The sequence below is a fragment of the Candidatus Neoehrlichia procyonis str. RAC413 genome, assembly GCF_000964795.1.
Classification (GTDB): domain Bacteria; phylum Pseudomonadota; class Alphaproteobacteria; order Rickettsiales; family Anaplasmataceae; genus Neoehrlichia; species Neoehrlichia procyonis.
On sequence record NZ_LANX01000001.1, the window covers coordinates 1,135,386 to 1,151,466 of the forward strand.

The window sequence follows — 16,081 nt, forward strand, 5'->3', positions numbered from 1 at the left end:
TTGTGAGTAATGAGGATGTTCTTTCAAGAATTAATTTAATGATGCAAGCTGGCAAAGCTAATCCTGGTCCAAAAATTGCTTCAGTATTAGGCCCTCGTGGTATATCAATGCCTAAGTTTTGTAAAGAATTTAATGATGCAACAAGTGGTGATGATAAACAATATAGTATTGGGGATATGGTAACTGCTAAGATATGTATTTATAATGATAAAACTTATAAGTTTACTATTAGTGATTCTCCTGTATCTTTTTTGTTAAAAAAAGCTGCTGCTATTGAAAAAGGATCTGTTAATCCTGGGAAGGATAATGTTGGTAGGGTAAAAATATCAGAAATTATAAAAATAGCTGAGCGCAAAATGGCCGATATGAATGCTGATACTTTAGAAGCTGCAATTAATATGGTTAAAGGTACCGCACGTTCTATAGGTATAATTATAGAAGAAAATTAATAAAGGGGAAAAGAATTAATGCTAGTTGATGATTTTTATGAAATTGGAGAAGGATTAAAAAAGCTTATAGGGTGTTCTAAAGCAAAATTTTGTGAGTCTGTTGATGTAGCAATTAAGCTCAATGTTAATATTTCTAAAGCTGATGAACAAGTTAGGGGAATTGTTGTTTTGCCTAAGGGATTGGGTAGGGAAATTAAAGTTGCAGTTTTTGCCAAAGGTGAAAATCTAAAGATAGCTGAAGATGCTAAGGCGGATATTTTTGGTGATGAGAATTTAGTAGAAGATGTAAAAAGAAAAAAAGAATTAGATGTTGATTGGTGTATTGCAACACCAGATTTTATGCCCCACATTTCTCCTATTGCTAAAATTCTAGGGCCAAGAGGATTAATGCCGAATCCTAAGTTTGGTACAGTTACTTCTAATATTGCTAAGACTATAGGTGTAATAAAATCTGGTCAGATTAGACTTAGAGCTGATAAGGGTGGTATTGTGCATGCAAAAATTGGAAATACTTCATTTTCTGTGGAGGATTTGCTAGATAATTTTAATGCTGTTGTTAGTATGGTAAAACAATTAAAGCCTGTTACTGTTAAAGGATTATATTTTAAGAGTGTGTTTATTAGCTCAACTATGGGAAGGTCTTTTAAAATAGTAAATATCGGTTAAATTATTCTGATTATGAGAGGTGTTATAAGTGAAGCGTGATAATAAGAAACAGCATTTAAATAATATTGAGAATGTATTTGTACAGTTTGGAAGCTTTATCATTGTGAATTTTCAGCATATGACAGCTGATGATTTTTTTTGTTTGAGAAGAGAATTAAAAGCTGTTAGTGGAGGGTTGATTGTTACAAAGAATAGTTTAGCACGTATTGCTTTAGAAAAATTAGGTAAGCAAGAATTAAATAGCAAGTTTGTTAACTCTGTATTTGTTGTTTATTCAAATGATGTGATTGTTATATCAAAGATAGTTGTTAATTTTATAAATAGTAATAAAAAGAAAATATCTTTAGTATGTGCATATGATAATAATCAAGTGCTATCTAAAGATAAAATTATTTATTTATCTAATTTGCCATCTTTAAAGGAACTACATGTGCAAATAGGAAATTTAATATCTTACAGTATACCAGTAAGATTAGCATTGTGCTTGAAAGCTTTAAGTAATAAAGAGTAACGTTTTATTTATATGTAGTTATATTTTTTAATAATTTTGGGGTTATTAATTATGAGTAAAGTTGATATGGATAGTTTAGTGGAACAAATTTGTAGCTTGGATTTATGCAGTGCCGCACTGTTAGTAGAAAAAATAGAAGAAAAATTAGGGTTTCCTAAAGGGGGATTATTGATGGCTGCACCTTCTGCAGGAGGAACAACTTTAAGTAATGTACCTGCTGCTGATGCAGAAAAAACAGAATTTATTGTTATGTTTGATGGATATGCTCCAGAGAAGAAGATAGCAGTTATTAAGGCTGTAAGGGAATGTACTAATCTTGGATTAAAAGAAGCTAAAGATTTTGTTGAACAAGAGGGATCTAAGGAGCTAAATGAGGGTAAGAAATATAAAAAAGATGAGGCGGAAGAAATTAGGAAGAAGTTGGAAGATGCAGGTGCTAAGATTAGCATTAAGTAGTTTTAATAGTATAAAAAGTAGTTTTTAATATTTTTGAGGGATTTTAATGTCTTCTTCTGTAACATCACAGTATGTATTAAATTCTTTTGACGTAGTTCCTAGGCTTTCTTATGCAAAATCAATAGATATTAAGGATTCTCTTACCGACTTGATTAAAATTCAAAGAGATTCTTATAACGCATTTATTGGGGTAAACACAGATGCAGAAAGTGGTATAAAGAATATTTTTCAGTCTATGTTTCCAATACAAGATTTGTTGGGTAGAGCAGTTCTTGAGTTTGTAAGTTATAGTATTGGTGAGCCACAATATGATGAACATGAGTGTATTAAAAGAGGCGTTACCTTTTCTGTACCAATACGTATAGTGTTACGTTTTATAGTATGGAAAATACAGGAAGTATCGTTTAAAGAAGTAAAATATGTAGTTGATGAAGATACGTTAGAAAAAAGCGTTAAGTACATAAAAGAACAGGAAGTTTCTATTGGTGAATTACCTATTATGACGTCATATGGTACTTTTATTATTAATGGTATAGAGCGAGTTATAGTATCGCAAATGCATCGTTCACCTGGTGTGTTTTTTGATAGTGATAAAGGTAAGACCTATAGTTCCGGTAAATTGATTTATTCGGCACGCATAATACCATATCGTGGTTCCTGGTTAGATTTTGAGTTTGACATTAAAGATATATTGCACTTTAGAATAGATAAAAAAAGAAAATTACCTTTGTCTTATTTATTAAGAGCATTAGGTATGTCTAATAATGAAATTTTAAATACCTTTTATGATACAATTAAATATGTAAAGTGTGATAAGGGATGGAGGGTTCCTTTTTTAATAGAGCGTTTTAAAGGAATAAGGCTTTCTTATGATTTACAGGATATTGAGGGGAATGTTTTAATAAAAGCTAATACAAGAATTACTTTAAGAATAGCAAAGAGGTTATTTAGTGAAGGTCTTAGGGAATATATAATACCATTTTCTGAGATAGTAGGATTATTTATTGCTAATGATTTAATAGATGTTAATAGTGGTTCTGTTATTATTTCTGCTGGTGAAAGTATCACCGCTGAGCATGTTAAACAGTTAGAATTACTTGATATTAATGAAATTGATGTTTTAAATATAGATTTTTTAACAGTTGGTCCATATATTTTAAATACGTTATTTTTGGATAAGCATATATCTTATGAAGATGCTCTTTTTGAGATATATAAAGTACTACGTTCTGGTGAATCTCCAAGTTTAGAAGCAGTTAAGTCATTTTTTAATGGATTATTTTTTGACAAGGATAGATATGATTTATCAGTTGTGGGAAGAATAAAATTGAATGGTCATCTTGGATTAGATGTTAGTAAAGATATAACAGTATTAACTAAAGATGATATAATATATGTTGTTAAAAAATTAGTTTTATTACGTGATGGGGAAGGTGTTGTTGATGATATAGATCATCTTGGTAATAGAAGAGTAAGATCTGTAGGCGAATTTATAGAAAATCAGTTTAGAGTTGGTATATTAAGATTAGAAAAGATGATAATGGATTATATGTCATCAGTCAATTTTGATAATGCAATGCCTTGTGATTTTGTTAATCCTAAGATTTTAGCTACTGTTTTAAAAGACTTTTTTAGCTCATCTCAACTTTCTCAGTTTATGGATCAAACAAATCCATTATCTGAGGTGACTCATAAGCGTAGGTTATCAGCTTTAGGTCCTGGAGGATTGACAAGAGAAAGAGCTGGTTTTGAAGTTAGAGATGTTCATCCGACACATTATGGAAGAATTTGTCCTATTGAAACTCCAGAGGGACAAAATATAGGTTTAATAAGTAGTTTAGCTATATATGCTAGAATTAATAAGTATGGATTTATTGAGAGTCCGTATAGAAAAGTTAAGAACGGAGTTGTAACAGATACTGTTGAATATTTACTTGCTATACAAGAAGGTAATTATTATATAGCGGATGCAGGTGCAGCTCTTGATGAAAATAATCGTTTTATTGATGATATGCTTTATTGCCGTCATGGCGGTAATTTTATAATGGTAAAAAGTGAAGAGGTGGATTATATAGATGTATCACCTAAGCAAATAGTATCTGTTGCTGCGTCGTTGATTCCATTTTTAGAGAATAATGATGCAAATCGTGCATTAATGGGTTCAAATATGCAGCGTCAAGCAGTACCTTTGTTAAAAGCAGAAGCCCCATTAGTTGGTACAGGTATGGAGGCAATTGTAGCAGCAGGATCGGGAACTGTTGTTCTTGCAAAGCGTGATGGTATTGTTCATCGTGTTGATGGGCTATATATAGTTATTCGTGCTTTTGATAAGGATAAAAATGAATATTTAGGTGTTGATATTTATAATTTACGTAAGTTTCAGCGTTCTAATCATAATACTTGTATTAATCAGAAACCTTTGGTAAAACCTGGAGATTATGTTAAAGTAAATGATGTTATAGCGGATGGATCTGCAATTGATAGAGGAGAGTTAGCACTAGGTAAAAATGTTCTTGTAGCCTTTATGTCATGGCAAGGTTATAACTTTGAAGATTCAATAGTGATTTCAAGTGAAGTTGTAAAGAAAGATATGTTTACCTCTATACATATTGAAGAATTTGAGTGCGTAGTAAGAGATACTCCTCTTGGTCCAGAAAAAATTATGAGATCTATTCCAGATGTAAATGAAGATAGTTTATGGCATCTGGATGATGTTGGAATTGTTAATGTTGGAGCCGAAGTATCTGCAGGTGACATATTGGTTGGTAAAGTAACGCCTAGACCGCCAGTTTCACTTCCTCCAGAAACAAAATTATTAGTAACAATTTTTGGTGAAAAAGTATTTGACTGCGTTGATTCTTCTTTATATCTTCCACCAGATGTTGAAGGTACTGTTATAGATGTGCATGTATTTGTGCGTAGAGGAGTTGAAGAAAATGATAGGTCGTTGCTGATCAAACAGAATGAAATAAATAATTTTATTAAGGAAAGAGATTATGAAATTGATGTTGTCAGTGAGTATTTTTACGATGAATTAAAGAAATTGTTGGCCAATCATTGTGATTTTAAAAGTAAAGGTTATAATAGCTTAGATGAGTTTCTAGAAACATTACAAAAAAAAGATTGGTGGAATATTTTGCTAAATAATACTGAAGTTTCAGAGCAAATAAAGGATATGAAGGGGAAATTTGATCTAATTATCAGTGATGCTAATCGAAAGTTTGATCAGAAGATAGAAAAGTTGAATTATGGGTATGATTTGCCACAAGGTGTTTTAACGGTAGTTAAAGTATTTGTTGCTGTGAAACATAATTTACAACCAGGAGATAAGATGGCTGGTCGTCATGGAAATAAAGGAGTAATTTCAAAGATTGTTGCGGTTGAGGATATGCCTTATTTAGAGGATGGTACACCTGTTGATATTATATTAAATTCTTTAGGGGTTCCATCTCGTATGAATGTAGGTCAAATACTAGAAACTCATCTGGGATGGGCATCTGTGAATTTAGGTAAAAAAATCAGTACAATACTTGATAATATTGAAGAGTTATCAGTTGCTCATTTAAGAGAATTTTTATGTAAGATATATAAAGGAAAAAAATTAGAGGAGAATATTTCTTCAATGAGTGATGATAATCTTATAATGTTTGCAGAGCGCCTGAGAAAAGGTGTTCCTATGGCGGCTCCTGTATTTGAAGGACCTAAAGATTCTCAAATTTCTGATTTGTTGCAATTGGCTGATTTAGATGTTTCAGGACAAGTTGATCTTTATGATGGTAGGCTTGGTGAAAAATTTGATCGTAAGATAACAGTTGGATACATATATATGCTAAAATTACATCATTTAGTTGATGATAAGATACATGCTAGATCTGTTGGTCCTTATGGATTAGTTACACAACAACCTTTAGGAGGTAAATCCCATTTTGGTGGACAACGTTTTGGAGAAATGGAGTGTTGGGCTTTGCAAGCTTATGGTGCAGCTTATACTTTACAGGAGATGTTAACTGTAAAATCTGATGATATTGTTGGTAGAATTAAAATTTATGAATCAATAATTAAGGGTGATAGCAATTTTGAATGTGGTATACCTGAGTCATTTAATGTTATGGTAAAAGAATTGCGTTCTTTATGTTTAAATGTTGTTTTGCAGCAAGATAAAGACTTTACAGGTAATGATGGAATGGCAAATTAAAGAGGGAGTAGTAAGAATATGAAGCTATTGGATTTATATGGTTATACTAGTATAGCACAATCATTTGATAAAATTTGCATATCTATAGCTAGTCCTGAAAGTATTAAGGCTATGTCATATGGTGAAATTAAGGACATCTCTACTACTAATTATCGGACCTTTAAAGTAGAAAAAGGTGGGTTATTTTGTCCTAAAATTTTTGGTCCTGTTAATGATGATGAATGCTTGTGTGGTAAGTATAGGAAGAAGCGTTATAGAGGTGTTGTTTGTGAAAAATGTGGGGTTGAGGTAACTTCTTCAAAGGTGCGTAGAGAGAGAATGGGTCATATAGAACTTGTATCTCCAGTGGCGCATGTTTGGTTTTTAAAGTCATTACCATCACGTATAGGAGCATTACTTGATATGCCACTTAAGTCGATAGAGAGTATACTTTATAGTGGTGATTTCGTAATAATAGATCCTATAGCTACTCCTTTTTCTAAGGGAGAAGTAATTAGTGAAAGTGTATATAATCAAACAAAAGACCTATACGGAGAGGATAGTTTTATTGCTTTAACTGGTGCTGAAGCAATAAGAGAGTTGCTAGTAAGGTTAGATTTAAACGCAATTAACATAAATTTAAGAAATGAGCTTGAATCTACTACTTCAGAAATTAAAAGAAAAAAAATAGTAAAAAGGTTGCGTATTATTGAGAATTTTATTAATTCTGGTAATAAGCCAGAGTGGATGATTCTTACAGTTATTCCAATATTGCCTCCTGATTTAAGACCTCTTGTATCTTTGGAAAATGGTAGGCCGGCAGTTTCTGACTTAAATCATCATTATAGAACTATTATTAATCGTAATAATAGGCTGGGTAAGCTTTTAAAATTGAATCCTCCTGCCATAATGATACGTAATGAAAAGAGAATGTTGCAAGAAGCAGTAGATGCGCTTTTTGATAGTAGTCGACGTAATTATATTTCTAATAAAGCTGGGAGTGTAGGGTATAAAAAGTCTTTAAGTGATATGCTAAAAGGTAAGCAAGGTCGCTTTAGGCAGAATCTTTTAGGTAAGAGAGTTGATTATTCTGGAAGATCAGTAATAGTTGTTGGGCCAAATTTAAAACTGAATCAATGTGGTTTACCAAAAAAGATGGCCTTAGAGTTATTTAAACCTTTTATTTGTTCAAAACTTAAGATGTATGGGATTGTTCCAACAGTTAAGCTAGCTAACAAAATGATTCAGAATGAAAGATCTGAAGTATGGGATGTATTGGATGAAGTAATACATGAACATCCTGTATTGCTAAATAGAGCTCCTACTTTACATAGACTGGGTATACAAGCATTTGATCCATTATTGATAGAAGGGAAGGCTATACAATTACATCCTTTAGTGTGCAGTGCATTTAATGCTGATTTTGATGGGGATCAGATGGCTGTTCACGTTCCTTTATCATTGGAAGCCCAGCTTGAAGCTAGAATATTAATGATGTCTACAAATAATATTTTAAGCCCATCAAATGGTAAGCCAATAATAGTTCCCTCTAAAGATATAGTGTTAGGAATATACTATCTAACATTGCAAGATAAGAATAATGATGATGAGGTTTTAACATTTGCAGATTTTAGTCATGTAGAGTATGCATTGAGCAATAATATTGTGCACGTGTGTACAAAAATTAAATATAGAATGAAATATTGTAACAGTAATAAAACTGAATATACAAAAATTATAGAAACTACTCCTGGTAGGTTAATATTATGGCAAATTTTTCCATCTCATGAAAATCTGAGTTTTGACTTAATAAATCAAGTTCTTACAGTTAAGGAAATTACTTTTATAGTTGATTTAGTTTATAGGAGTTGTGGTCAAAGTGAGACTGTTGAATTTTCTGATAAATTAATGTCTCTTGGTTTTAAATATGCATCACAGTCGGGGATTTCTTTTGGGTGTAAGGATATGATAATCCCCGATACTAAAGCTGCTCATGTGGAAAATGCAAGCGAAAAAATTAAGGAATTTTCTATGCAATATCAGGATGGTTTAATTACCCAGAGTGAAAGATATAATAAAGTTATTGATGAGTGGTCAAAATGTACAGATTTGATTGCTAAGGATATGATGAAAGCAATATCTGTTTATGATTCAGAAAAAAAATTAAATTCCATTTATATGATGGCGCATTCTGGAGCAAGGGGTTCTGCGTCTCAAATGAAACAATTGGCAGGTATGAGAGGTTTAATGGCTAAGCCATCAGGTGAAATTATTGAGACTCCTATTATATCTAATTTTCGTGAAGGATTGAGTGTTTTTGAGTATTTTAACTCAACACATGGTGCACGTAAAGGATTGGCTGATACAGCTTTAAAGACAGCAAATTCTGGATATTTGACTCGTAGACTTGTAGATGTTGCACAAGATTGTATTGTTGTGGAACATGATTGTAAGACTAAAAATGGGGTTGTTATTAGAGCTGTTGTCGAGGGAGGTGCTGTAGTTGCTACATTAGATAGTATAATTTTAGGAAGAGTTGCTGCTGTTGATACCTATAACCCTATTGTAGATGAATTAATTGTTAAAGCTGGAGAATTGATAGATGAAGCAAAGGTAGAGAAAATGAAAATTGCTGGGTTAGATGCTGTAAAAGTAAGATCAGCACTAACTTGTGAATCTAAAAAAGGTATCTGTGCATTATGTTATGGAAGAGATCTTGCAACAGGATATGTGGTTTCAATAGGCGAAGCTGTTGGAGTAATAGCGGCTCAGTCAGTTGGTGAGCCTGGAACTCAGCTTACAATGCGTACTTTTCATGTAGGTGGTACAGCAATGAGAGGTATAGAAGTTTCTAATTTAATAGCGTTATTAGATGCAACAGTTAAAATAGTCAATAGCAATATTGTTCAAGATAGGCATGGAAATAAAATAGTTATGAGTAGATCTTGTGAAGTTGTTCTTCTTGATAATGTTGGTAATGAGAAAATGCGTCATGGTGTACCTTATGGTGCAAGATTATATGTTGATGATGGTCAATTAGTTAAAATAACAGAAAAAATTGCAGATTGGGATCCATATACTATTCCGATTATTACTGAAAAAACTGGTATTATTAAGTATGTAGATTTAATAGATGGTGTCTCAATTAATGAAGTTTTAGATGAGTCAACAGGTATATCAAATAGAGTTGTAGTTGATTGGAAGTTACATTTGCAAGGAGCAAATATTAGACCAAGGTTAGTATTACTTGATGATAATGGGAGTGTAGTGACTTTATCTAATGATTTGGAAGCTAACTATTTCATTCCAATAGGGGCGGTATTAAATGTACAAGATGGTCAAAAAGTGCATGCTGGAGATGTGATTACTAGAATTCCTAGGGAATCTATTAAGACTCGTGATATTACAGGTGGTTTACCAAGGGTTATTGAATTATTTGAAGCTCGGCGTCCTAAAGAACATGCTATAGTGAGTGATATTGATGGTTATGTTGAGTTTGGTAAAGATTATTATCGTTCTAAAAGACGTATTTTTGTTAAACCAGTAGATGATAAAGTTGCATCTGTTGAGTACTTAGTTCCTAAAGGTAAGCATACTATTGTAAATGAGGGTGACTTTGTACATAAAGGTGATTTGTTAATGGATGGAGATCCAGATCCGCACGATATACTAAGAGTTTTAGGGGTAGAAGCACTTGCAAATTATATGATATCTGAAATACAGCAAGTATATAGGTTGCAAGGTGTGCGTATTGATAATAAACATATAGAAGTAATATTGAGACAAATGCTTCAAAAGGTTGAGATTGTAGATCCAGGAGATACAATGTATTTGGTAGGGGAGCATGTTGATAAAGAAGAGGTAATTAAGGTTAATAAAAATTTGGAAATGTCTAATAAGCGTGTTATTAGTTATGTTTCAATACTGCAAGGTATTACTAAAGCAAGTCTTGATACTAATTCATTTATATCTGCAGCGTCGTTCCAAGAAACTACTAAGGTATTAACTGAAGCTGCATTTTCAGGAAAAGAAGACTTATTATATGGTTTAAAGGAAAATGTAATAGTTGGTAGATTAATACCTGCAGGTACGGGTTTTGTCATGAATAAGATTAAGAAGCTATCTTTACTTGATAAAAGTGATTATTCTACCTATTATAATAGCGAACTTAGGGAAATTATGGGATATGATCTTAAGCAAGAAGATGAAGTGCCTATTGATAATGAAAATTCTGATAGTGGGGTTGCTGATTATTAGTGATAGTTATATTCGGAAAATACACTAGTTAAAGCAAAATGATAGATTTAAATATGAGATGGTTTGTATCTCAATGCCACTTGCTATAGGTGAGTTTTGGTACTGATTTATTTGAATTTATAAGAAAAAAGGCGGGTGGTTATAACTTTAGATAATTTTATTGGGTAGTATGCTTGCGTGGATGGTTATATCATAAGACATTTGTGTGTTAGAGTTTATTAATTGTATTTTTTAAAGTATTGAAGACTTTAAAATTATATAGGGATTGTCTTCTTGTTTTATATAGAATTTTGATGAGGTTCTAAATATGTCTTAGTTATTTGAGAAATGGGTGCAAAGGTACTTCTATGATGTATAGTTTTACCATATTTGTATAATGATGAAATATGACTTTTTGTGCCATATCCGTGATTTTTGTTCCAATGGTATTGAGGGTACTGTACGTGTAGTTCCTTCATTAGTTTATCTCTTGTGACTTTTGCAATTATAGATGCTGCAGCTATTGATATACTAATATTGTCTCCATTTACTATAGTTTTTATTTTCCACGGTAAGTTAGGAGTTCGATTTCCATCTACTAATATAAAATCGATTTTTATATTCATATTTAATAAAGCTCTTTTCATTGATAAATGTGTGGCATTTAGTATATTATATTGACTAATTTCACTTACATTAGCAAAGCCAATGCCATATTTTGCATATTTGGTGATTTCTAGAAAAAGGTCTTGTCTTTTTTGTGGGGTAAGTTTTTTTGAATCTTTAATTTCTTGTGTAATATTATTTCTTGTTGGAAAGAATACAGCAGCGGATACTACAGGTCCGGCTATTGCTCCATATCCAACTTCGTCTACTCCTACAATTACATGTTTTTGAAGTAGTGTACTTATTGTGCTTTCTATAAAAAAACTAGGCATATTTGTATTTTTTAGTATTTTACTTAATTATTTTTATATTAATATAATTTGCTGTATTTAAAGTTTTTTTTTTGATATTTTTACTATGTTATGATGCAAGTTTGATAGAACATTTGTGAATGTATTTTTATTATATTTACTAACATAGGTAAAATGTTTATGTGAAATTTAGGTATTATGTAAAAAACAAAGGTGATGTTATAATTTATTTTATTTAATTTTTGCAAGTAAATTTGTTATATTTTGATATATGTGTATGTTAGTAACATTTGTAAGTGTTTTTTTTATATACATCACCATTTTGTTTCTGAGTATTTAACACATTAATTTTATTTTTCTATCTAACATGTCTTATTATGTAATATGAGGAATATACTTAATTATTGTCATGTTTTATACTTTGGGGAATAGGTAGTTTTTAATGATTACTTATTATAAAAATTCACATACTGTATGTATATTTTAGTATAAGCGGTTTATGATAAAACCTTATTAAATTGATTCCGTAATGACTAGTAGGTGTTGGTGGAAATTTATGGATAGAATTTGTATAAATGTGACCTATCGAAGAAAATTCTCTTCAGGAATTTTACATATCATATACTTCTGATATGTGCTTGTTAGAAAAAGCAGTTACAGTAATTTATGTAACAAAAGTGGTAGATATCAAATAGTGCTTAAAATTTTTAGTTAGATAATTGCTAAAGGAAGCGTTCTGCAATAATGAACAATAACTTAATAAAGTTACGTATATTTTATTAATGAATAATGTAATATGTTTATGAGATAGTTCATTACGTTTATCAGTAGTTTATCAGTATTAATATGTAAAGTTTTTTATGTAATTATTATGTACTTTTTGAATATTGCTGAAGTGTTAAAAAAAAATCTTATACTAGTTATCTATTGATGTATATTTTGATAATAAGTAAATTTTTAAATATTATTAAGATTAATGTTAATAGTACTTTTCTTTAAAAGTGTAATTTGTACTTGTAGTATTTATAAAAATTTTGTGTGTAAAGAAGTATAGTATAAAAGGTAAAGGTATTCTTTTTATATTTTTGTTGTTATCGCTTTACTATTAAAGCAGTATTAGTACTAATTGCTAGTAGATATTATAATATATTTGTATATGTTTATGAAGTATTCCTGTATATCACTTAGTGATATTTGGTATTTTTATTATTAAAGTGTACTAATGCAGTAAAGCTTATTTATAGTTGACTTGTGTATATTTTACATATAGCTAATTTTAGTGCTATTAATTACGTATGGTGCTTTTAATTGTTAGTCTTTGATTGACCGTATTGCAGTAAAATTTAATATTTTTTTGAATGGTAAAGATAGTTACAGATTTTATCTTGACTACAAATATTAAATATAATACCTTTAAAAATATAATTTATGCTAATTTAAGCATAAATTATTATTTTTAGTACAAATGAGGTCTTTTATGTTAAGTAGTAATGATTCTGTTAATGTTTTAGAGGAAGATAGCTCTAAATTAACAGATAAAGCAAAAACTACAATAGAACCAAGTGTTACAAGTCATGTTTATGATGCTCAAGTGGAAAATTTAGGTGATATCCTCTTGGCTTCTAGTAGCACATTACATAGTATGAGTGAAAGAAAGATTGCTATTGTGAGAGATTCTTACTTGAAAGATGAAGTTGTTGATCAATTTGGTGACGAATCTTTAAATGATAGTTCAACAATGGTACCTATGATGGAAGAAGTCTTACCTATTGTAGAAAAAATACAAGAAATATGCAGTGATGATACTTATGAAAGTTACTGTTATAATTTTGTAATGTTGACTTTAATAGAGTGTAATAACTTTAATGAGTGTTTAGGTGAAATATATTTAAGCTTGAAAGGTTTTGAATATTATTATTATCAAAAGCGTAAGTATCAAGAATATGAATTACCAGCTATTCCATTATTTGATCAGCGGGAAGAAGTGTATGAGATTTTAAAAGACTTCCATACATTGTATCATCACTCTATTAAGTCACAAGATGTACACAAATGTATAGAAAATTTATGTAAAATTAATGCTAATCCTTTTGTGTCTAGATTAAGAATTGTGCGTAATAGATCTTTTTTTAAGAATGTAATAGAAGAGTTTTGTAATGATGGGATTAGTGGACAATACATAGATAAGTTTAAAAACAAAGTTGGGCAAATTTTTATTCTGTCACAATATTTTAAATATTTAAATGATATTAAGATATTAGATAGTGATATATATGTGTGTGGTGATGTATATGATTATGTAAAGATCTCTGTAGGTAGTAATGGTATATGTGTATTTGGTAGTAATTATGGAAGTATTATTTCAGGGGGTGGAATTATAAATATAAAAAAGAATCTTTATGGAACATTGGAATCTTATAATGGCACAATAAATATATATGGTAATAACGAAGGAAAGATTGTTGGTGATAACTGTACTATTTTTGTATTTTTACAAAATACATGCAATATTAGTAATATAAGTGGTAATGTTACTATTAAAAATGATAACAATGGCGCTATTTCTATAAAAAATGGTGGCTGTGTTGTTATTGAAGGTAATAATTATAAAAGTATTAATTGTTCAAAGGATAGGTGTAAAGTTACAATTTATAAGAACAATTATGGAATTATACAACTTAAAAATAGTGGAAATGTTGATATTAAGAATGCTAATTATGGTAGCATTAATTGTGAGAATACTTATGTTGGTAACGTTTGTAAATTTGATACTAATATATGTGATTTGTATTTTAGTGATCAACATGATGCTTATGGTTATTACGATATATTATCACAGAAATGTTGTGCAATAGTTAATATAGGTAATAATTATGGTGATATAACCTCTGAGAATAGTGCTATAATTTGTGATCAATTTAGTGGAAAAATGAAATGTAAGAATAGTACTTTAATGATTAATAAAATACATTGTTCTAGTGATGCAATATTTAATTGTTTAAATACTGAGTACATAACATCAAAAAAACAGTGCATCAAAGCAAAAAATTCTACAGTGATTATCAAAGATGATGCACATGGACTTGTATTAGATGGAGAGAATACTCAATTTATTATTTTAGGTAGTGTTGATAATTGTAGTATTACAGTAAAAGATGTTATTGGTTACATAAAAAGGATGCAAGATTCAGTTTTATTATTGAATAATAGTTATTTAAATACAAACAGTATTGTCAAAAGTAAGATTCATATAATGAACAGTAAATTATACGTTTATAGTAGAGATATGTGTAATAGACAGGATGATATTGATGTGCTGCGTAATAGTATTGCACATCTAGAATGCACAAATGATGATTTAGTTACTTCAGATGAAAGAGATTTTGGTAAGTTACAATGCGTTAGCCTAAAAATTCAGGGAAAATCTCTATTGAAGGCATATATGAGTGATTATAATACGGTTATGTTCATTGAAAATAAGTCTCAAGTAATGTTGCAAATGGCTGTTGGTACCCAATTTTATGGTGAAAAGTTTTTGTTGGAAATTATAGTTATGATAGGTGGAAGTATTGAGACACTTGATAGTAAGGTTTTTGTTTATTATAAGAGCGAAACGTCTACTGAAAAAGCATTGTCTAGTAGAGCGCATATGAAATGGATAACTTTATGTAAAAAGATAGCTAATTCTAATGGATTGAGCAAAGACCAAGTGTCAATGCAAAGACAAGCTGTTTTAGCTAATTATGAAAGGGAGGTACGTTCTCTACTGAATTGCGGAAAGATAAAAGGTACGGGAGATAGTAATAGGAAATGTTTTTTTGTATTAAATAATGTAAGTAATGAAAAAACGGTTAGTAGTAAGGATAGCTGCGTAGAAGAAGCAAATACTTCTAAGTATGTTGCATTACAAACAGATTGTAAAAGTTTGCCTAGTACTAGTATATTAAAAAATGGCGAAGAATACAAATTATTAGAAAGAAGTGATGATGGGAATGAAATTTTTTCTTCTAGAATCCCTAGAAATCATAATATTGCAATGTTAAATGATTGTGCTAGTAGTATTGTGTCGAGTGATATGGTTAGTGAATATAGTTATAGTACTATTACATCAGATGATACCATAGATGGTATTAAGAAAGGTGATCTAAAAGAAAAAAGATTGCCTGCTATTAGCACATTTGATGATAATGAAGAACATAACTTGTCAAGTAATGGGAATGAGATTTTTTCTCCTAATGGTTCTATTGGTAAAGTAATGTTAAGTCATTACAGTGACAGTAGTGTTTCATCAAATAGTAAAGGAGATAATAGCTTGCAAGAAAGTTTTGTAACGCAAGCAAAAGTTGTACATTGTGCTAATGGAGATAATAAGAGGTGTAACAACAAAGAAAGTGAGATTTTTTCTTTTAGTGCTTCTGTTATTGATAATGGTGGGAATAGAGAAGATAATGGTAAAAATGCACTACGTTATCAATGTTTTTCTTTGGATAGACATAGAGCAAAATCAGAAAGTTATTTGGATAAAGTAAGTTATGACAGACATGTTAAAAGAGAGTTATAAAAATAAACTAATGACAATAACGTAAAGAAAAGCTGTTTAGTAGTAGACAGCTTTTTTTTAAGTGTATTATTTATGTACATGCTAGTCCTACATAAGCTGTTTATAGTATTT

At 30.3% G+C, this 16,081-nt stretch carries 8 protein-coding genes; 7 read left to right on the plus strand and 1 reads right to left on the minus strand.

Annotated features, from left to right (window positions below; all coding sequences use genetic code 11):
* Window positions 1–2: 2 nt before the first annotated feature.
* The 6 genes from rplK to rpoC are packed head-to-tail and all read left to right on the plus strand — an operon-like array spanning window position 3 to window position 10,513.
* Window positions 3–449: a 50S ribosomal protein L11 gene (gene rplK / locus NLO413_RS04285; RefSeq protein ID WP_084229843.1), complete on the plus strand. Its 447-nt coding sequence runs from the start codon at window positions 3–5 to the stop codon at window positions 447–449.
* Window positions 450–467: 18 nt separating this feature from the next.
* Entirely contained in the window at window positions 468–1,115 is a 648-nt protein-coding gene (gene rplA / locus NLO413_RS04290) for a 50S ribosomal protein L1 (protein ID WP_045809242.1), read from the plus strand.
* Window positions 1,116–1,143: 28 nt separating this feature from the next.
* Window positions 1,144–1,626: a 50S ribosomal protein L10 gene (rplJ, locus tag NLO413_RS04295; protein WP_045809243.1), complete on the plus strand. Its 483-nt coding sequence runs from the start codon at window positions 1,144–1,146 to the stop codon at window positions 1,624–1,626.
* Window positions 1,627–1,677: 51 nt separating this feature from the next.
* Window positions 1,678–2,082: a 50S ribosomal protein L7/L12 gene (gene rplL, locus NLO413_RS04300; protein WP_045809244.1), complete on the plus strand. Its 405-nt coding sequence runs from the start codon at window positions 1,678–1,680 to the stop codon at window positions 2,080–2,082.
* 46 nt (window positions 2,083–2,128) lie between these two features.
* Complete coding sequence (gene rpoB, locus NLO413_RS04305; RefSeq protein ID WP_045809245.1) at window positions 2,129–6,277, plus strand: DNA-directed RNA polymerase subunit beta; 4,149 nt, start codon at window positions 2,129–2,131, stop codon at window positions 6,275–6,277.
* A gap of 18 nt (window positions 6,278–6,295) precedes the next feature.
* Entirely contained in the window at window positions 6,296–10,513 is a 4,218-nt protein-coding gene (gene rpoC / locus NLO413_RS04310; protein ID WP_045809246.1) for a DNA-directed RNA polymerase subunit beta', read from the plus strand.
* Between the two features lie 278 nt (window positions 10,514–10,791).
* On the opposite strand, the gene NLO413_RS04315 is transcribed toward rpoC, so the two are convergent.
* Complete coding sequence (locus NLO413_RS04315) at window positions 10,792–11,430, minus strand: ribonuclease HII (protein WP_045809247.1); 639 nt, start codon at window positions 11,428–11,430, stop codon at window positions 10,792–10,794.
* Window positions 11,431–12,874: 1,444 nt separating this feature from the next.
* On the opposite strand from NLO413_RS04315, the gene NLO413_RS04320 reads away from it, so the two are divergent.
* On the plus strand, window positions 12,875–15,970 hold the full coding sequence (locus tag NLO413_RS04320; protein WP_198138900.1) for a hypothetical protein: 3,096 nt from the start codon (window positions 12,875–12,877) through the stop codon (window positions 15,968–15,970).
* The last annotated feature ends 111 nt before the right edge of the window (window positions 15,971–16,081 follow it).

Excerpts from the sequence above, each read along its gene's own strand:
- rpoC (WP_045809246.1), top strand. The coding sequence starts at position 6,296 with ATGAAGCTATTGGATTTATATGGTTATACTAGTATAGCACAATCATTT.
- NLO413_RS04315 (WP_045809247.1), bottom strand. The coding sequence starts at position 11,430 with ATGCCTAGTTTTTTTATAGAAAGCACAATAAGTACACTACTTCAAAAA.
- rplL (WP_045809244.1), top strand. The coding sequence starts at position 1,678 with ATGAGTAAAGTTGATATGGATAGTTTAGTGGAACAAATTTGTAGCTTG.
- rpoB (WP_045809245.1), top strand. The coding sequence starts at position 2,129 with ATGTCTTCTTCTGTAACATCACAGTATGTATTAAATTCTTTTGACGTA.
- rplA (WP_045809242.1), top strand. The coding sequence starts at position 468 with ATGCTAGTTGATGATTTTTATGAAATTGGAGAAGGATTAAAAAAGCTT.
- NLO413_RS04320 (WP_198138900.1), top strand. The coding sequence starts at position 12,875 with ATGAGGTCTTTTATGTTAAGTAGTAATGATTCTGTTAATGTTTTAGAG.